The organism is Streptomyces sp. CA-179760, from assembly GCF_050937045.1.
Lineage (GTDB): Bacteria > Actinomycetota > Actinomycetes > Streptomycetales > Streptomycetaceae > Streptomyces.
Genome location: NZ_JBNJLZ010000001.1, coordinates 1,260,813 through 1,279,119 on the forward strand (window position 1 = coordinate 1,260,813; position 18,307 = coordinate 1,279,119).

Annotated in this window: 14 protein-coding genes and 1 pseudogene; all 15 read right to left on the reverse strand. The window is 71.0% G+C overall.

Going from position 1 to position 18,307, the window contains the following annotated elements:
• The 15 genes and pseudogenes from ACQEV8_RS05505 to ACQEV8_RS05575 all read right to left on the reverse strand — a co-directional run bounded on the left by ACQEV8_RS05505 (nt 1) and on the right by ACQEV8_RS05575 (nt 17,808).
• On the reverse strand, nt 1-537 hold the full coding sequence (locus ACQEV8_RS05505; protein ID WP_432957833.1) for a phage baseplate assembly protein V: 537 nt from the start codon (nt 535-537) through the stop codon (nt 1-3).
• Between the two features lie 53 nt (nt 538-590).
• Nucleotides 591-1,730, reverse strand: coding sequence for a hypothetical protein (locus ACQEV8_RS05510; protein ID WP_193483452.1), 1,140 nt, complete (start codon nt 1,728-1,730; stop codon nt 591-593).
• Nucleotides 1,723-2,100, reverse strand: a complete 378-nt coding sequence (locus tag ACQEV8_RS05515; protein ID WP_432957834.1) for a hypothetical protein — start codon at nt 2,098-2,100, stop codon at nt 1,723-1,725. Before ACQEV8_RS05515 ends, ACQEV8_RS05510 begins: the two co-directional genes overlap by 8 nt.
• A gap of 8 nt (nt 2,101-2,108) precedes the next feature.
• Nucleotides 2,109-2,809: pseudogene (locus tag ACQEV8_RS05520) on the reverse strand (hypothetical protein).
• A gap of 42 nt (nt 2,810-2,851) precedes the next feature.
• Nucleotides 2,852-3,025: a hypothetical protein gene (locus tag ACQEV8_RS05525; RefSeq protein WP_432957836.1), complete on the reverse strand. Its 174-nt coding sequence runs from the start codon at nt 3,023-3,025 to the stop codon at nt 2,852-2,854.
• Nucleotides 3,022-3,537, reverse strand: coding sequence for a hypothetical protein (locus tag ACQEV8_RS05530; protein ID WP_432957838.1), 516 nt, complete (start codon nt 3,535-3,537; stop codon nt 3,022-3,024). Before ACQEV8_RS05530 ends, ACQEV8_RS05525 begins: the two co-directional genes overlap by 4 nt.
• Nucleotides 3,538-3,567: 30 nt before the next feature.
• Nucleotides 3,568-9,093 (reverse strand): hypothetical protein, encoded by a 5,526-nt coding sequence (locus ACQEV8_RS05535; protein ID WP_432957840.1) that lies wholly within the window; start codon nt 9,091-9,093, stop codon nt 3,568-3,570.
• A complete protein-coding gene (locus ACQEV8_RS05540; protein ID WP_432957842.1) occupies nt 9,042-10,520 on the reverse strand; it encodes an eCIS core domain-containing protein in 1,479 nt (492 codons plus the stop codon). The genes ACQEV8_RS05535 and ACQEV8_RS05540 overlap by 52 nt, the downstream gene beginning before the upstream one ends.
• Nucleotides 10,517-10,825 carry a hypothetical protein gene (locus ACQEV8_RS05545; protein ID WP_432957844.1) on the reverse strand — a complete coding sequence of 103 codons (309 nt, stop codon included), beginning with the start codon at nt 10,823-10,825 and terminating at the stop codon, nt 10,517-10,519. Before ACQEV8_RS05545 ends, ACQEV8_RS05540 begins: the two co-directional genes overlap by 4 nt.
• Nucleotides 10,816-12,792: an ATP-binding protein gene (locus ACQEV8_RS05550; protein WP_432957845.1), complete on the reverse strand. Its 1,977-nt coding sequence runs from the start codon at nt 12,790-12,792 to the stop codon at nt 10,816-10,818. The genes ACQEV8_RS05545 and ACQEV8_RS05550 overlap by 10 nt, the downstream gene beginning before the upstream one ends.
• Nucleotides 12,793-12,824: 32 nt before the next feature.
• A complete protein-coding gene (locus ACQEV8_RS05555) occupies nt 12,825-13,700 on the reverse strand; it encodes a Pvc16 family protein (RefSeq protein WP_432957847.1) in 876 nt (291 codons plus the stop codon).
• A 73-nt stretch (nt 13,701-13,773) separates the two neighbouring features.
• Complete coding sequence (locus ACQEV8_RS05560) at nt 13,774-14,529, reverse strand: hypothetical protein (RefSeq protein WP_432957849.1); 756 nt, start codon at nt 14,527-14,529, stop codon at nt 13,774-13,776.
• Nucleotides 14,522-15,256 (reverse strand): hypothetical protein, encoded by a 735-nt coding sequence (locus ACQEV8_RS05565; RefSeq protein WP_432957852.1) that lies wholly within the window; start codon nt 15,254-15,256, stop codon nt 14,522-14,524. Before ACQEV8_RS05565 ends, ACQEV8_RS05560 begins: the two co-directional genes overlap by 8 nt.
• A gap of 128 nt (nt 15,257-15,384) precedes the next feature.
• A complete protein-coding gene (locus tag ACQEV8_RS05570; RefSeq protein WP_015662275.1) occupies nt 15,385-15,909 on the reverse strand; it encodes a phage tail protein in 525 nt (174 codons plus the stop codon).
• 33 nt (nt 15,910-15,942) lie between these two features.
• Complete coding sequence (locus tag ACQEV8_RS05575; RefSeq protein WP_432957854.1) at nt 15,943-17,808, reverse strand: phage tail sheath subtilisin-like domain-containing protein; 1,866 nt, start codon at nt 17,806-17,808, stop codon at nt 15,943-15,945.
• Nucleotides 17,809-18,307: the final 499 nt, after the last annotated feature.

An 18,307-nucleotide genomic window follows, 5' to 3' on the forward strand; every position in this document is an offset into this window, starting at 1 on the left:
CTATCGCTTCGAGAGCACGGTCAACTGGCCCTCGTTGATCGTCACTTCACGTCCGCGCAGCACGACCTCGGCACCCGCGCCGGTCGCGATGACCACGGCCTCCTTGGTGATGCGGATGTAGGCGCCGCCCTGGGCCTGCAGGAGGATCCCCTGCTCGGCGCCGGGCGTGTCGTTCATGACGAGCTTGTGCGCCTGCGGTGTCTGCACGACGACCGGCTTGTCCGGCGAGTTCGCCTGGAGTGCGCGGCGCGCGTCGGGCGGCAGCTCCTCGGCGGCGCCGTACCAGCACCCCGTCCACACCGGGAAGCTCGGGTCCCCCTGCTCGAACTCCACCCACACGCCCGCGCCGGGCGGCGGCACCACGAACTGCCCGGACTCCGGCCCGGTGAACGGCAGGCAGGGCAGCGCCCAGGTCGACGGCTCGTCGCCGAGCACGTCGGGGACCTCGACGGTGACGCGGCCGATGCGCAGCGGGTCGTTGTTGTCGACGACCCGGCCGCGGAATTTGCCGAGGTAGCGATTGCTGGGTGCCGCCATGGTGGGGGTGCTCCTGGATGATGGTCGTGGGGGTCGGTTGTGAGTCGGGGGGTTTACGGCCGGACGTAGTCGCTGCGGGCTTCGAGCCCTTCCCTGGAGAGGGTGAAGTTCTGCTGGTACGAGCCCGGACGCAGGTTGTGGGTGACGGACTTGACGTAGTAGTCCCCGTCGTAGGCGCGTCCGGCGCCCCGTACGCCGACGAGCTGACGTGGCTGGAGGATGTAGCCGTGCCGGTTGACGTCGAGGGAGCCGGAACCGGAGACGACGTCGGCGGAGACGGCCGCGCGGGCGAGCAGTTCGGCCTCGGCCTGCTCGCGCTGCTGCTTGGCGGTGCCGGACAGCGTCTTGCGCTTCAGGGCCGGGGTGGGTCGCCTGCCGAGTGGCGGCCGCAGCGGGCTGATCGGCGGTTGCGGCAGCAGGGTGGACTGCCGGGTGCCGGGGTCCTGCCAGCGGGCCTGCGGCTCTTCCCTGGCCGTCCCGTCGTAGGCGAACGTCATCTGGTCGACGGTGGACTGGGCGTCCATGTTGACGTTGAGGGCGTGCTGGCGGATGCCGAGCCGGACCTCGGGGCCCCACCGGGCGGACGACTGCCCGGGGTTGGGCCCGGGCTCCAGGTAGAAGGTGTAGCCGTTGGCGCGGGCGAGCTCGGTGACGTACTGGAGGTCGGTGCCCGTCTGGTAGTGCACGCGCAGGTCCTGGTGCGGGGGCTGGGCGACCTTCTCGGTGTAGACGTCGGGCCGGATGCCGTAGTCGGAATAGCGGCGCAGGATGGCGAGGGCCCGCTCGGAGGGCGGCAGGTTGGGGTAGCGGGCGGTGCGCTCCTCCAGGTCCATCAGCAGGGTGAGGTCCTCGCCGGTGACGGTGAGGGTGGAGTGGCCGGGCCGGTTGCTGGCACCGACCTCCTGCCGTACGACGAGCCCGTCGAAGAGCACGGCGGCCGTGCCCCGCACGTTGACGGTGACGATGAGCCGGGTCTTCGGATCGAAGAACCCCTCGGGCAGCAGCCGGCGGCTGATGATGCCGTTCTTGGTGAGGTCGAAGGCGAGCTGGAAACCGCTGCGCTCGCCCGCGGTGGCGGTGATCTGCGCGGAGAGCAGGGCCTCGGTGACCTCGGCGGGCACCGGGCGGGCGAGCTTGGGCCCCATGAGGAGGGTGATGTGCACGGGGCCCTGCCCCACGGGCAGGTCAAACACGCCGGTCCCCCTGCGGGAATCCGCCGGCGATCGGTATGCCGATGATCCGCCCGGCCTCTTCGGTCAACTCGCGTGGATCGAGCACGGGGTTGGCGTCGGCGATCTGCCACCACTGCCCGGGGTCGCCGAAGTACCGCTGGGCGAGCAGGTCGGGCCGCTCCCCCGCGCCGACGACGTGGGGCTGGGCCTCCTGGTGGCCGCCGTCGTCGTCGAGGGGCGGCAGCAACCGGCGCTTGGTGTACCGGACCTCGCTCCCGTCGGGGCGGCGGTGCACCCCGATCTCGGCGTCGTGATAGCGGCTGGTGCGGGGATAGGGGTGTGCCCCGGGTATGGCGTCCAGGGCGCTCTCGTACGGTTCGATGTCGGCCATGGTGTGGCTCAGCCCCTCCTGATCGATGCGCTCGCCGCTGCTCCGATGCCGCCGCCGAGCCCCAGCGCGCCGAGGCTGCCGCCCCTTGCCGCCGCGGCCAGCCGCTCCTTCTGCGCGAGGTGTGCCATGTACAGGTCGGCGCCGCGGTGCCCGGCGGGCAGATCGCTGACGGTGAGGATCTTCATCCCGATGCTGAGGGAGGCGCGGATGGGATTGAGGTTCACGTCGAAGGCGGACTCGTTCACGGACAACTCCGTCAACCGCACGGGCATGACCCGCTTGCTCCCCCACGTGAACAGCGTCAGCGGCATCTCGATCGGGCTGATCTCGATTGCGCCCTTCTGCGACAGCTTGCTCGCGGCGCGCAGTTGCGCGGTGGTCGGCTGTACGAGCATCTCCAGCGTGGCGAGCTGGGGGTGGATCCCGTCGGGCGCCGCGATCTCGAACTGGTCGGTCGCGTCGATCTCCGCGGTGAACTTCCAGGTCTCCTGCGCGGGGCCCTTGAGCCGCAGCGCCTCGTTCCGGTCACCGCTGCCGGTCCCCCGCCGCCGGCGTCACCGCTGTCACCCGCCGACTGGGGGCTCACGCTGCGTTCGAGGGTGTCCGGGTTGAACTGCAGCACGATGATGCGTTGGGGGGTGCCGGTGTCGGGGTTGACGACGACGATGCCGGAGCGGATGGGTTTGGGGATGTCGGCGTAGCGGGTCATGGACCTAACCTTCTGGAGACAGAGCGTTCGGGGTGACGCCGGCTATCTGAGCCGTGCGGCCAGTCGACTCCGGAGCGGCTGGTAGTCGTATCCGGGGAACAACTCGGGGAACACTGTCAACATGTCGTTCAGCCGCCTGCCGGTCTCGCCGAAGTCGTCACCCCGCAACGACACGTCGGTGAAGAGGTACTGCCATCCGAAGGTGCCCTTTGTCACGCGGAGCGTTTCCATGTAGCCGCGATAGTCCAGGTCCAGTTTCCAGGCCCCCGCGGGCCGTGATCGAACCAGATCTCAGGGTTTGTCACGCCCGGTTGCACACGCACGGCTGCCAGGGTCCCTACACCGCTGTCCGGTGTGCCATCGATGGCCCGGAGTTGGTACTTGAGATCCGGATCGTCGCTGGGTGACTCACTCCATCCCAGTTCGGGCGGCGCCTGCTCGATCGACAACTGGATGCTCGCGATGTGGAACTCGCCCGCGATGAAGGGGTATTCCTCTGTAGTCCGCCAGGAGCTTCCTACTCCGCCGAACCGCGTGTACGTCTCACTGAAGGACGCATCGAGACGAATGTCGTAATCGTCGGCAATCTCGTTCAGAGCCGCTGCCGCGTCTCCCAGAGAGTTGTCGATCGGTTCGTCGTACTCGTTGTACACCTGGATACCCGGCGAACTCCTCAACTCTGCGAGGAGGTCCCGCCACATATTTTCTTGGGGAGTAAGAGTGGTCATTTCTGGATCCGTTCCATCGGTGGACGTCGCTCAGTTGCCATAGGTGAGCTTGCCACCCGCTTTCTTGATCAGCTCGACCACGTCTTGCCTCTCCTTCCGGTTCGCACTCTGCGTGCCTCCGGATTCAAGATCTTCTCCGGTCTCCAGCGCAGTCGCCAGTTCCGTCGAGCTGTTGAACTTCCTGCCGCTTTGCTTACGCTTTTTCGCCAGCCGCACAATGGCCTGGGCGAAGTAGTCGGAGATTCCGGGCAATACCTCTTGCACTTGACCTGAGGTGGACTTGTTCACGTTCACCTTTAGGCGCCTGGCGGAAGTGCTCAGATCAACTGGTTCGGGCTTTTCGAAAGACCCGGGCCAACGGTCGATCTCCTCGCTTCGCTTCCAGTGCCCTCCCTCGACCTTGTAACTCCCCCAGTGCACATGAACGGCCTTCGGAAATCCGGGATACCCGGGGTGGTACTCGAGCTTCCTTACGTCGTACCAAACCATCTTCTCCAACTTGGCCGGCAGACTGTGCTTCCCCAGAGTCTTTCCGTCTTTTCCGGTCTTCCCGACAGCCAGCGCCGCAGGATGCTCGACCTTTTCCACGTCCTTGTTCTCTGACTTCCTGGCGGGCACGAGATTCGAGGTGGTCGCGTGGCCACCGAGCCGAGCTGGCAGCATGTGCATACGCACCCAGTCGGTCTTCCGGGCGTTCACGGTCAGCCTGTCCCAGCCGAGGGGCGAGACCTTTTCACGCTCACCCATGTCCGTACCCTTGGGTGTCCTCTTCTTGATGTAGTGAGCCCTGAACTCGGCTGCTAGCGGTCCGTCCGCGAAGGGAGGAAGGATCGTGGGCGGCAAGGGGGGTATCTCCATGGCCGACCCCCTGACTTCCAAGAGTTCAGCCAGATACTCCATGTGCTCCTTGAGCTGGTCCAGCGCCTGTTCGAAGGCCGTGTCACCTGCCTTGCCGACAAACACCGGGGTGCCGTACCGGAGCTTGCTGGACCGGTTCTCGCGCGTGGAGTTCGGGAGCCTGTCCTGCTTGCCCTCCACGACCTCGTACTGGTCCATGGCCGCTTTGAGCGCCCTGTTCTGTTCGGCAAAGCGCTCGGGGTCGGACTCCTTGAGCAGCTCGTTCTCCTTGGCCCAGTAGCTGAAGAAGCTCCTCATCGCCTGCGGAGTGCTGCGTACGTTCAGATCGGCGCTGCGGCCCTTGCCATTGAAGAGCAGTGTGTGCAGTTCTCCGTCGTCCGTGCGGAAACGTACCTTGGGAAGTTCGTAGTCCTTCCTCCCGTTCTGCTCGTCCTGCCGGTCGCGATCTCCTGTGCGCCTCTTGTCCCGATCCCGCGTACGGTCCCTCTCCTGTCGGCGCCGCCACTGGTCCCGCAGCCGCCGCAGTCGGTCGTTCAGATGATTGCCTATCCTGCGGCGGGCCTTGCCGTAGAGCCTGCGGCCTGCCCGGCGGGCCCTGTTGACCGCCGACTTGATGGTCTGGCGGGCACGGCGGAGCGGGCGGCGGCGGGGGCGGTCCTTGCCGGTGTCGCGGCGCTTGTCGTCGTCACGGCGGCGGTCGTCGGCGCGGCGGCGGTCGTCAGCGCGGCGGTCGCCAGAGCGCGTGTCCTTGGGGTCGCGCTCACGATCGCGGTCGTTCGAATCGCGGCGGCGGTCCGGGCGGGCGGTGTCGCGGGCCGGGCCGCGGCGGGTGGGAGTGTCGCGGCGGTCGTCCCTGTCGTCGTCCTTCATCCTGCGGTCCGCGTCCCGCATCCGCTTCCGGGCGGCGTTCACGTCGCGGCCCTCGTCACGGCGTTCGTCGTCGTCGCGGCGCTTCTTCGGGCGGGTGGTGTGCGCGGGCCGTCGCTTCTTCTCCGGCGTGGAGCGCTTGCCGGGGCGGGGCTTCGACGGGGGACGGGAGGTCTTGTCCGGGGACGGCTTGCGCGGCGCCGACGGGCGGTCGGCGGGCCTGTCGTCCGTTCGGTCCGGCCGGTCGGCCGGGCGGTCCGGGGCCGGGGTGCGGTCGTCGGACGGGGCCGTGCGCTCGTCCTTCGGTCTGGTGGGGGCGTCCGGCTGGTCCGGGCCGTCGGACGGGCCCTGCTTGTTCTTCTTCCTGCGGAGGCCCTTGAGCATGTCACCGAGTCGTTCGGCCACCTTGCCCATGAAACGGCTGACGCCCTCGATGAGGAATTCGTAGACCAGCTCGAGCAGCGCCACGACTCCCGCCGCGACCGCCTTCGCGAAGGGCAGCGCGCCGTTGCCGCTCTTGACCGACTTCAGGAAGTCCATGAACAGGCCGAACGCGGCGAGGATCTCGCTGAGGGCGCCCCACGCGGTCTGGAGGGCGTCGATGACGGCCATGACCCAGCCGGCGCCGGGGATGAGTTTGGCGACGACCTTCTCGACCACCATCACGCCGATGATGACGGGGAGTTGGGGCAACGCCTCGTCCCAGGCCATCTGCGCCATCTGCTCGACGGTGACGCCGCCGGAGATCAGCTCCTGGAAGTCCTCCATCGGGACACCGATGATCTCCTGGACCTTCTGGTTGAACCAGGCCCTGACCGCGGTCTTGATCTCCTCGAAGAGGTGTTCCTTGGCGCCCGTCTCCGCTGCGGCACCGGCCTTGCTGATCCAGTCGCCCGGGTCGGAGACGATGTCGTTGAAGATCGCCGCCCACTCACCGAGCGCGGCGACCGCGGCGGCACCGAACTCCAGCGCGCCGACGGTGACCGTCTCGGCGATGTCGACCGCCGCCAGCAGGCCGCCTTCCAGCGCGTCGAGGCCCGCCAGGAGCGCTCCGCACAGGCCGTCGAGGAGCTTGCCTGCGACCTCCTTGAGCGCGTCGGCGAACTCGTTGACCTTCTGTACCGCCCAGTCGCGCGCGCCGTCGATCGTGTTGCGCCACTTGTCACGCATCGCCGGGTAGTCGGCGAGGAGTTCGTCGCCGAGGGCGATCAGCGCGTCGGCGAAGGTGTTGATCTGGTCGATGACCCAGTTGCGGGCGTCGTCGATGAGCTTGAAGACCTGCTGCTTGAACTTGTCGATGAGATCGGTGACGACCTGACGAGCCTTCTCGAAGACGCTCTTGATGGCGTTCTTGAGCTTCTCGAAGAACTCCTTCAGCTTCTCGATGGCCTCTTCGAGCCAGTTGTCGGCGTCGTCCTTGCCGTCCTCCTGCTTCCTCTCCGCCTCCTTCTCGGCGCCCGTCTGCTCGTCGTCGATCTTCTTGTTGTCGTCCTCGGTCCGCTTGTCGACGTCCTTGTCGGTGTCCTCGTCCTTCTTCTTGATGTCGTCGCGGACCTTGTCGTACTTCTTGCCCTTCTTGCCGTCGATCTCCGAGACCTTGTCGTCTTGCTCCTTGCGCCACCGGTCCCGGGAGTCGGCGATGTCGGAACGGCCCTTGCCGCGGGCGTCGGACTGCTTCTTGCCGCTGGCCGTGACCTCCTTCTGGAGGTCACGGTCGTGCTGCTTGCGGTCGTCCGCCGCCTTCTTGTCCTTGGTCTGGCGCTCCTGGCCCATCTTGTCCCGGCCCTGGGAGAAGCCGGCCTGGATCTGCGGGCCCCGGTCGTGCTCGGCGACCGCGGAGGCGGACTCGATCGGCACACCGCCGCCGGACACCGACCGGCCGCCGCCGGACTTCGCGGTCTTCTTCCCGCCGGCCACCTTGCCGGTCAGGGTCTCCTTGGGCACGTCGGGATAGATCTGGTCCTCGCCCATCGGGCGGGCCGCGTCGTCACGTCCCGACTGGTGCAGTTCGTTCTTCCGCTCGTCGAGCTTCTGGCCCTGCTCGTCCGTGCGCTGCGGGTCCGAGTCGTTCTCCAGCGGAAGCCTCGGGGCGTCGCCCACGCGGGCGTTCTTCAGCCCCTCGTCCTTGGTCGGCAGCCCCAGGATGGAGTCGATCAGGTCGTCGAGCGGGAGGATCTCCTTCAGCAGCTTGCCGAACAGCTGGGCGCCGATGGTGACGGCGATGTCCCACCAGCTCGGCTCCGGCACATTCGCGCCCGGAACCTCGCCTTCTGGTTTCTGTTCGCCGCTGATCTCGGGCGTCTTGCCCTGAGTCGCGTCCGTACGGGCGACCTTGGCGTTCGTGTAGGTGCCCGGGGCCGCCGCCCGCGGGCCGCCGGGGACCGTGCGCGGGGATCCGGAGGGCCGCTGCATCTTCGGCGGCGCCTTGCGCAGGGTGGTGCGCTCCTTGTCGACCGAGCGGCCGACCGCGCTGCCGACGCCCTTGAGCGTCTCCAGAGCCTGGTGCGGCTTGAGCCCCGCGGCCGTCGACAGGCCCGACTCGGGGGTGGCGTTGGAGACGTCCGGGGGCGGGGTCTCCTTCTTGGCCTTGGCATTGGAGCCGCCGGATGCGGCACGGCCACCGCCGCCGCGGCCGCCGGAGCGGACGGGTGCGGGAGCCGGGGACTTGCGGCCTCCGCCTCCGCCGCCTCCGCCACGGCGCGCCACGGTCTTCGCGGCCTTTCGTGCCGCCTGGCGCTTGCTGCCCGTCGGGCGGGAGCGCGAGCCCGTGGAACCGCCGGATGCCGGGGACTCTGTGCTCTTGGGGGTGTTGGTCTTCGCTTCCGGACCCGCGGCCATGGGCGAAGGCCCCTTGCCCGGTGCCAGTTTCGGCGCGCTCGCGGGTCCCGGAGTGGAGACCTTGTCCGGACCGCTCGCCGGGCCGGGAGTGGTGGCCGGGCCCTTGCCCTCGGTGGCCTCCTGGCCGCCGGGGGAGGTCTCGGGTGCGGGAGCCGTGGTCCCCTGGTCCCCGGCGGTGTCGCGTGGGCCGGCAGGGCCGGTCGTCGTGCCCTCGGGCTTGTCTGCCTGCTTGTCCTTGCCCTTCTCCGCGCCGGAGCCCGCCTCCTTCCCGCCACTGCGGTCGGGAGCTCCGGCTTCCGGCTTCTTGGCGCTCTGTGCCTGGCTCGCGCCGTCCGTCCCGGCCCCGGTGCTCGACGGTGCACCGGCAGCCTGTGTACGAGCGTCCTCGCCCGACTTGGCCAACTGGTCCGGCGCGGCGGTCTCACCGGGTCCCGCGGCCGCACCGGTCGCCGCGGCGTCCGAGGTCCGGGCCTCCTCGTCGCGCCGTGCGGCCTCGGTGTCCTCCTTGCGTTCGTCCGACTGCTCCCGGTCCCGGTCCACCCCGGCGGTCTCCGCCGCCGAGGCCGCACCGGCAGACGTCGCACCGAGGGCACCGTCGATTCCGGACGAATCGGTCTGCCGCCCGTCGGCCGTACCGCTCAGAAGGTCCTCGAAGGACTCGCTGCCGCTGCCTTCCTCCTCCTCGGAGCGCGCCGCGGCGTCCCGGGACGTGCCGGGCGTGGCCTCCTGCGGTGCCGTGTCCGGCGCCAGGGCGCCGGAGGCGGACGACAGGCTGGGCAGAGGGGCCGCCGTACCCTTGCGCCGTTCCTCGACGAGGCTCGGGTTCTTCGCCGCGTCCGTGTAACCGACGAGGTCGGCATCGGGCACGGGCTGCGCGCCGGCTGCCCCGGCTGTGTCGTCTCCCGCTTCCCGTTCCGTTTCGACCTGCGCGGGCTCCGCATTCAGCCCCAACGGCTCGTCGTCGGCGTCCTGTTCGTTCTCCGGATCGCCCACCGCACGGGCCGTTCCGGTGTCCCCGCCGGTCCGGGACTTCTCCCCGGGTTCGGCGCCGCTGCGGTCGACGGTGCCCGGGGCAGGGGCCTGGCGGCGGGTCGCCTCGGACGCGCCCTCGTCCTCGCGCCGCTCCTGCTCACCGGCCTGCTTCTCGGGCTCCTGGGCGGCCTCGTCCTCGGGCCGCCCTGGTCCTCCTCGGCGTCACGCTCGTCCTGCTTGTCCTGGTCCTGCTGGTCGCGCTCGGTGTCCGAGGCGTCCTTGCGTTCGTCGGCGGCGTCCTTCTCGGCGTCCCGGCCGGAGGCGTCCTTGTCCTCCTGCTGGTCCTGCGAGCGCTCCTGCTCGGCCCGGGAGCCCTCCTGCTGCCGCCCGGCCGAGCCGGCGCCGCCCTGGGCGTTCTCCTGGTCGGCGTCGCCAGAGGCGGGTCCTCCGTCCTCCTGGTTCCCGGCGTCCTCTTCCCGGTCGCCCCCGGGCACGGGCCGGCCGTCCTGCGGTTTCCCGTCCGGCTTGCCGGGATCGTTGGGCCGTACGTCCTGCTCGGGGACGGGATCGGACTCGGAGTCCTCGCGAGCGCGCCGCTCCTCCTCGATCTCCTCCGCCGCACCGGGGACGGCCAGCGGAGCCGCCGCGGCGTCCATCGGCAGCGGTCCTGCCCGCTCCGTCTCCTCCACGCCCTCCAGCAGCCGGTCGACGACGGGCACGGGCAGCCGCAGTTCCAGCCGGTCCAGGACGCTGTCCTGCACCTCGGGCGCCATACGGGCCAGTTGGATCCGGACGCGGCCCGACCGGTCCTCCGGGTCGCCGCGCAGGGAACGCAGGAGGCCGTTGGCGAGGCGGTCCACGAGGGTCGCGGGGTCCAGTTGCTCCGTGCGGCGGCGGTCGGCGTCGACGGTCGCGTAGCGGAGCCAGCCGGGGGTGGCCTGTGCCTGGTCGAGGTCCGCGGCGGCGTCCGGCCCGGGTTCCGTGTCCCGGACCAGGTCCTGCGCGGCCGACTCGGCCTCCCGTTCGATGGCCTGCTGCGGCAGGCTCACCGCGCCCAGGTCACGGCCGGCGCGCAGGGTGCCGAGGCCGTGCGGGTTCTGGACGGTGTGCAGGAGTTCGTGGGCGAGCAGGCGGCGGCCCTCGTCCGTGCCCGGCCGGTACGCTCCCTCGCCGAAGAAGATGTCCTGGCCGACGGCGACCGCGTCCGCGCCGAGCAGGTCCGCGAGCTGACCCGCGTCCCGGCCGGTGTGCAGGCGTACGCGGCTCAGGTCGTGCCCGAGGCGCTCCTCCAGGTCCCGTCGGACACCGGGGTCGAGCGGCTGGCCCGCGCCGCTGACGATGTTCTTCGGCTCGGGGGCGCGGGACGTCGCCGCACGCTCCCTGCGCTTGCGGCGGCGCTGCTCGGCGGACTGCTCGGAACGGCTGTCCTGGGTCGGAGAGTTGCTCATGACGTCACCTCCCCGCGGCCGCACAGGCCTTCGTGCACCGCGCGCGCCAGTTCCTGCCCGAGGCGGCGGGCGGACAGGCCTGCGGGCAGCGGGGGCAGGCCGGAGAGGACTTCGGCCGTCCAGGGACCGTCGGCGGGCACGCCACGCTCGCGGACCAGCCGGGTCAGCTCGTCCTCGAAGGCGGCCGAGACCCGATCGGGGTCCGCGCGGAAGCCGTCGAGGACCAGCTCGCCTATCTCGACGCGGATCTCGCGCGGCGCCGGTGCCCCTCCGGACGGCGTCGCACCCGTCTGTGTCACACCCATCCGCGGACCTCCGTCGGCGTCAAGGAGCGTTCCAGCTTCAGGTATTCGGTGCGGGCCCCGGCGAGCATGTGCCGCATCTGGAGCGGTTCGCCCTCCTCGGCGGCGAGGAACGCGCCGGACAGGGCGATGTTGCGGATCGAGCCGCCCGCCACGGTCAGCTGCGCGAGCAGCCGCGGGTCGATGTCCTTCACCGGGGCCTGTGGCGGCAGCACGCGGCGCCAGATCTCGGCGCGTTCGTGCTCGGCCGGGAAGGGGAAGTCGACGACGAAGCGGATGCGCCGCAGGAAGGCGTTGTCCAGGGCCTTCTTCATGTTGGTGGTGAGGATGGCGAGGCCGCGGTAGGCCTCCATCCGCATCAGCAGGTAGCTGACCTCGAGGTTGGCGTACCGGTCGTGGCTGTCCTTGACCTCGCTGCGCTTGCCGAACAGGGCGTCGGCCTCGTCGAAGAGGAGGAGCGCGCCGCCGCGTTCGGCGGCGTCGAAGACGCGGCGGAGGTTCTTCTCGGTCTCGCCGATGTACTTGCTGACGACCTGCGAGAGGTCGATGACGAACAGGTCGAGGCCGAGTTCCTTCGCCATCACCTCGGCGGCCAGGGTCTTCCCGGTGCCGGAGCCGCCCGCGAAGAGCGCGGTGACGCCGAGGCCGCGGCGCAGGGTGGCCGCGAAGCCCCACTCCTGGTGGACCATGGCGCGCTGACGCACATGAGCGACGATCTCCCGCAGCACGCCGGTCTGCCGTTCGTGCAGTACGAGGTCGTTCCAGCCGGCCTGCGGTTCGATGCGGCGGCCGAGTTCGTCCATGCCGACCCGGGCCTCGTCCATGCCGGCCCGCCAGGCCAGGCCGGCGGCGTCGAGTTCGTCCTCGTGGGGCAGTTCACGGCGGACGGTGGCGGCGGCGGACCGTACGACGTGCGGTGGCAACTGGAACTGGGCGATCAGGGACCGCAGTTCACGCTCCTCCATGTCGGCCACGTCACTGAACGCGTCCGTCCACAGGGCGAGTTGCTCCTCGTCGTTTAGGCGCGGCACGCTGACCCGGGTGCCGTGCGGGCGGTCCGTGCGGCGCGGGTCGGCGCTCGACACGACGACCGGTACGGCGGCCCCGGCCAGGAACGCCTCCGTGGCCGCCTGCTGATCCCTGTCCGGCTCGCCGAACTCCAGAAGCAGCGCGGCGGGCAGCAGGATCGCCTCGCGCTGCCACAGCCGGGCGAACCGGTCGCGTTCAGTGGGGTCGACGGGGATGTCCTCGGCGCTCAGGGCGTACAGCCCGAGTCCGGCGCGCGCGGCGGCCGCGGCGGCGATGTCGGCACGACTGCGCAGATCGCCGCCGACCAGTTCGACGAGCAGCGGCGCGTCAGGTCGGGCGCCGTCCGTCCAGCCGGCCGCGACCCCGCTCGCGGCGAGATCGTACGACGGTGGCAGCCGGTCGGGCACCGGCGTGCGGCGCAGCCGGCCGTGCAGCCGGGTGTCCAGGTAGGGCGAGCCGAGCAGGAAGTGCAGTATGCGTTCGTCGAGCCGGAGCCGGGAGGTCGTCAGCCGCGACGCGTCGTCCGGCTCCACGATCTGCCAGCGACGCAGCGGCGACACGGGCGGCAGCGCGCTCCAGTGCGGTTCGTCCAGGGCGGCCAGGGCGAGCGAGAAGGTGGGGTACGCCCGCTCCGGATCACCGCTCGCGGCGGCACAGCGGGCGCCGGTCGTCGGCTCCAGCTCCTGCGCGGCGGCGAGCAGCACGAGGTCACGCTCGAACACGGTGAGCCCGAAGCAGGCGACCAGGGCGTCGAGAGGGGCGGTGCCGGGGCCGTCGGCGGGCTCGGGCAGGGATGTGTGTTCCTCCTGCCCCTCGGTCGTCCCGTCCGTCCCACGGAGCGCGTGGGCGTCGACGCGGCCCAGGACACGCCGGATCTCCGCAGTGAGCGTCGTGCCGTCGCCCGGTGCGGCGGCGACCTTGGCCGTTCCCTGCGCTCCCATGTCCTCACCTGCCCCCGTCGCTTCCATGTGCCTCAGTTCTCCGTGTCCTCACTGCCGTCCGCGTTCTTGGCCGACGGCTGTGACCGTGCGGACTTCGCAGGCCTGGCGGCCTGCTTCTTCGCCGTCCTGGCCGGCTGTGCCGGCTTGCGGCCCCGGGCCGGCTTGGCGGGCGCCTTCGCCTCGGTCCTGGCCACGGCCTTCGCCGGCACGTCGGCGGACTCCTCGGCCGTCTGCGAAGGTCGGCCCGGCTCGTCCGACACGGCCCCGGGCGACACCGCCTCGGGCGACGGCGCCTCGGGCGCCCCGAACGGCAGCACCCGCACCTCCGGCCGCTCCACCCGCTTCGCCGGCACCGGCGTCTCGCGCCCGTCGATGAGGACCAGGACCGCCTGGTAGACGACCGACAGCGTGTACGGCGTCTGGTGGAGCATCCCCCACAGCTTGGACGTCTCGTCCACGTCCATCGCCGTGGGCGTGAACCGCACCCGCTGCACGGCCTCGGCCAGGTCGCTCCCGTTCAAGTGCGGGCGCTGACCGGCGAGTTCAATGATGTCCCTGGGCAGTACGGGTATCTCGTGCAGAGTGCGCACCACCGAGCCGATCAGGCGCTGCCCGACGAGTTCCGCCTCCTCGCCGTACGCGCTGATCAGGTAGTGCAGGTCGAGCGCGGCGGCCGGCCGCCGGACCAGGGTCCCGTCGGACGCCCGGGCCGGCAGGTCGTTGTTGCGCTGCGAGGTGTTGGGCGTGACCTGGTACAGGAACACGGTGACGGTCGGCTCGAGAGGCGGATCCGCCGGCGGCTTGCGCGGCTCGACCTTCACCGCGATGTCGATGTCCGGCGGCAGGTTGGCCTCGATCAGCAGGGCGAGGGCCTGGGTGACGTGGGCGAGGGCAAGTGCGTTGCTCATGGCGTCGGTTCCTCGGTCCCTCTCCTGGTCCTGGTCCTTCTCGTCGTACGGCTGCCGTGCCGGCGCGGCTCACTCACTCGCGTCCCCTGTCCAGATAGTCCGCGAGGCTGACCGCGGCCCGGGGGCGCTCCGTGTCCCGTGGCCGGGGCCTGTTTCCGGCGCCCTGCGGCGCCCCGCCCGCGGTGACCTCCAGCCGCCCGATCTGCACCTGCACCACCTGCTCGGCCGGGCGCCCGGGACGGCGGGCCGCCGCCTGCCGGACGGCGTCCCGTGCGGCCGCCGTGTCCGCCGCGCTGGGGAGCAGCGGGGCGGACACGGCGGCGCGGGAAGCGGCGTCCGCACCAGGGGGGGTCGGGACGGACGCCGCGTTCGTGGGGGCCGCCCGCTCGATGCGGCCCCGGCCCGCCGCACGGCGGGCGGTGTCGGGGACCGGCCGCAGCACGGGGCCCGTGGGTGTGACGGGTCGCAGCAGCGGCCCTTCGGACTCGGCAGGCCGGGCGGCCGGACGAAGTGCGGGCTCGTCGAGTGCCGGGGCGGGCTCGGTCCTTACGACCGTCCGCTCCCGTTCCGTACGGACCACCTCGCGGGCCGCCGGGCGCGTCCCGTCCGGCCGGGTGACGGCTGCCGGTGCGGCGACGGGCCACAGCGGCTCGGTGCCGTCCGGGCCGGCTGCGGCGGCCCGTACCGCCTCGACGCGTTCGAACGGGCCGGCCAGTCGCGGCCGTACCCGCACCACGCCGGGTCGCCGCGCGGCGGGCGCCGCGTGCCGGGCGAGCAGCCGGTCGAGGAAGTCGGGCTCCGGCCGCCCTTGCGAGGTGGAGTCAGACATCCGCACACAGCTCCAGGTAGTAGCGGCGCCGCAGCGGGCTGAGCGCCAGGATCTCCGGCTCGCTCCAGCCGTAGGCGGTGGCGAGCAGATGGACGTCGAGCAGCAGGTCCCGGGCCCAGGCGTCCAGTTCGGTCCACAGGTAGGAGGCGATGTCCAGCTCGGCCCGGGTGGGCTCCCCGCATTCGGGGCAGGCGATGGCGAGCGTGACGTCGGCCCCCGGGTCGGCGGCCTGCGCCGCCTCGGCGATCCGCCGCTGTACGGCGACGGGCAGCGTGTCCGCGGACACGGGCCGCCCGTCGCGTACGGCGGTGACCACACATCGGGCGAGCAGCGCCCGGCGCGGGTCGGCGTCCCGGGCCGCCGCCGTCAGGTCGGCGACGCCCGGCACCCGGAACTCGACCTCCCAGCCGTCCTCGGCGACCCGCACCAGCGGATCGCCGCGGTCGGCCAGGGTCCGGCCGAACTCCCCGGCGTCCAGCTCGAACTCCATGTCCGCGCCGCACGCCCGGCACTCCAGACGCACCTGCATCCGCTCGCCGAACAGGGCCCGGCGCAGGGCGAAGAGATCCGCCTCACGCTCCCCCACCGGGAGCGACAGCAGGCGCTCCCGGTCACCGCCCAGCTCGGGCCGCGCGGCCCCGTGCAGCAGCAGGGCACGCCCGGCCGGCGCCTGAGCCAGCCCGGTCTCCCAGGTGGCCAGGACGTCGGCCGCCCGCGTGATGGCCATGCCTCCCCCAGTACCCGTGTCTCAGCAGTTTCGGGTGCGTCCCCAAAGGGGCGCGGGGAACTGCGCGACCAGCCCCCACGAACCCGCAGACGAACGACAACCCCACCTCGGCGCACCCAGCGGAGCGCCTACGCCGGGTTCAGGAACGACGGCTCCTCCGGCTCGGGCACCTCGTAGTCCCGCTCCCAGCCCTCGCACTCGAGCTTCAGCGTCTGGATGGCCACCGCGTTGGCGTTGGCGTCCAGTTCGCCGAGGACCTGGTATTCACTCGGCCAGGTCCGGTACAGCTTGTGCGAGACGGCGACCTGGCCGGCCTCGTTGAGGACCTGGATGACGATGTCCTTGCGGAAGTCCGCGAGGGACACCTCCGAGCCGAGGCCCGCGCCGACCTGCCAGACCTTGTTGGCCCAGCGGTCGAACTCGGGGTCGTGCGTGACGCCGCGCTCCAGGGTGATGCCCTCGAACTCGGAGCGGCCCGGCGACTTGCGCGGGGACGAGGGGTCGCCGCCGTGGCGGTGCTTGACGACCTCGGTGGTCCGCTTCAGCGGACTGATCTTGCTGATGCCCGCGACCGTCCGACCGTCCCACAGGACCAGGAACTTGAAGTTCTTGTACGGGTCGAAACGATGGGCGTTGACCGTGAACTCTGCCATCGAAATGTCCTCAGGGGTTCCTTGGAGCGTTCCTTAGAGCGCGAACTGGCCGGACGTCTGCTGGATCTTGACGATCACGAACTCGGCCGGGCGGACGGGAGCGATGCCGACCAGGACGTTGACGATGCCGTTCTCGATGTCCTCGTCGGTCGTGGTGTCGCCGTCGCACTTGACGAAGTAGGCCTCGCGCGGTGTGCCGCCCTTGAAGGCGCCCTGGCGGAAGAGCGTGTGCAGGTAGGAGGAGGCGTTGAGGCGGATCTGCTGCCACAGGTTCTCGTCGTTGGGCTCGAACACCACCCACTGCAGACCCCGCTGGAGGCTCTCCTCGACGTGCAGCGCGAGTCGCCGCACCGGCACGTACTTCCACTCGCTGTCGAGGGCGTCGGAGCCCTCCAGTGTGCGGGCGCCCCAGACGACCGGGCCGGTCACCGGGAACGTCCGCAGGACGTTGACGCCGAGCGGGTTGAGCAGGCCGGTCTCGCGGTCGGTCAGGTTGACCGTGAGCGAGTGCACGCCCGCGAGCCGCGCCTCGGTGCCGGCCGGGGCCTTCCACACGCCGCGCTCGGAGTCCGTACGGGCGATGACGCCCGCGACGGCGCCGGACGGCGGGAAGGAACGCAGCCGGCCGGTGAGCGGGTCGGTGAGCTGGAGGTGCGGGAAGTACAGGCCGGCGTGGTTGCCTCGGACGGCGTCGAACGCGGCGAGCCCGGCACGGGCGGTGTCCACGCTGACCCAGGTGCTCGGCGCGTCGACCAGCAGGAAGATCCGCCGCTCCTGGCACAGCCGCTGGGCGGCCGAGACGACGGTGACGGCGTCCTCCGCCTTCTCGTACGCCGCGAGTTCGGGCAGCACGAGCAGGTTGACGTCGGCGACGCCTCGCAGCGCCTGGATGCCGGACTTGTCGGCCTCGGAGCCGATGAGGTCGCGCGGGCCGGGAGCCTCGCCGTCCTCGCCGCCCTCCAGCGGGAAGACGGGCGGGTTGACGGAGGCCTCGAGGCCGAGGTCGTTGGCGCACTCGCCGACGAAGCGGACGACGTCCTCGGGGTCGGTGGAGCCCGCGACGACCTGGACACGCCGGCCGAAGGAGGTGACCTCGGCACCGGCGAAGGCGTGCTTGCCGGGGGCGTCGGGCAGGGCCCGCAGCTTGCGCTCCAGCAGCAGCGCCAGCTCGGCGACGGAGGACGGGGCCTCGCCGTCGCAGTCGGGGGCGTGGAGCGTGAACTCCCGCTCGACGTCGCCGATCTTGACCGTGAGGTCGACGGCGAGGTCGGGCAGCTCGTGCCCGAACGGCTTGGAGACAGTGCCGGACGGGTCGGGCCGGCCCTCGCCGACGACCTCGACGCGGATCAGCCGGGATCCGGCGTTGACGACGGTCTGCACGTACCGGCCGCTGGACGGGTCGGCGGACAGGCCGGTGAAGCTCTCGCGGGCCTCGCCCTTGGCGTCGTGGACGCGCAGGTTGAAGGTCTCGTCGGGGCAGGGCGTGTCGTAGTCGACGGCGACCCGCAGGCCGTTGCCCCACACGCCGGGTTCCCTGGCATGCACCTTGAGGACGTCGCACTCGCTGTGGCCCTCGGTGGACTCCAGCGTGACGCAGGCGGCCTGGCCGCTGCCGGCCTTGGCGACCCGGACGATGACGGCGACGGTGCCGCCGTTGCCGAAGAACTGGTGAACGGCGTAGCCGACGGCGCTCTGGGCGCTCAATCCCCCGAAGCGGCGCTCGAACTCCGTGAAGCTGGTGACGCGCACCGGCTCGTTCAGCGGACCGCGGCGGGTGTGACCCACGAAGGCGGTCACCGAAGTGGTCAGGGTCGAGATGGTGCGGGTGCTGCTGGGAAGCTCTTCGACGTAGACACCGGGATACGTCGGCCTGGCGGCGTTCACTGCACTCATCGGCATTCCCCCTCCTAATCCCTGGCTCGGGCACCGGATGAAGGCACCAAGAGACGGTGAGGGAGGGACGTTCCGGCCGTGCGCGAAAAAACTGCCCCCCGAGCGTCGGCGGTGGGCACGCGCACCTCATCAGTTCCCCCGTCAGTACCCGTGCGGTTCGGTCGCACGGGTCAAGCAGCGCGCTTGTGACTCCTGATGCTCAAGTGCTCAATCCACCTTGGTGCGTTCGGAGTTGACCGAACAAGACGGGTTCTGGCCAGCACACTGGAAGGTTTTGTGAAGGCAAACTTCCCTGATTCGCACATCCTGCCCGCGTGCCCTCGTGGACTGGTCCACACCTCGCACACAGCTGCCGCGAACACGGAGTGGCGGGCACGCCTGGACGGCCGCGCATTTCCGGCGACGAGGCCCCATCCGCCCGGCACGCTCCCCGAGTTCTCCCCGAGTCGTTCATCGGCCACTGGCCGGTTTCGTATGGGCGACATGGACGCGCTCGGAGTTGACC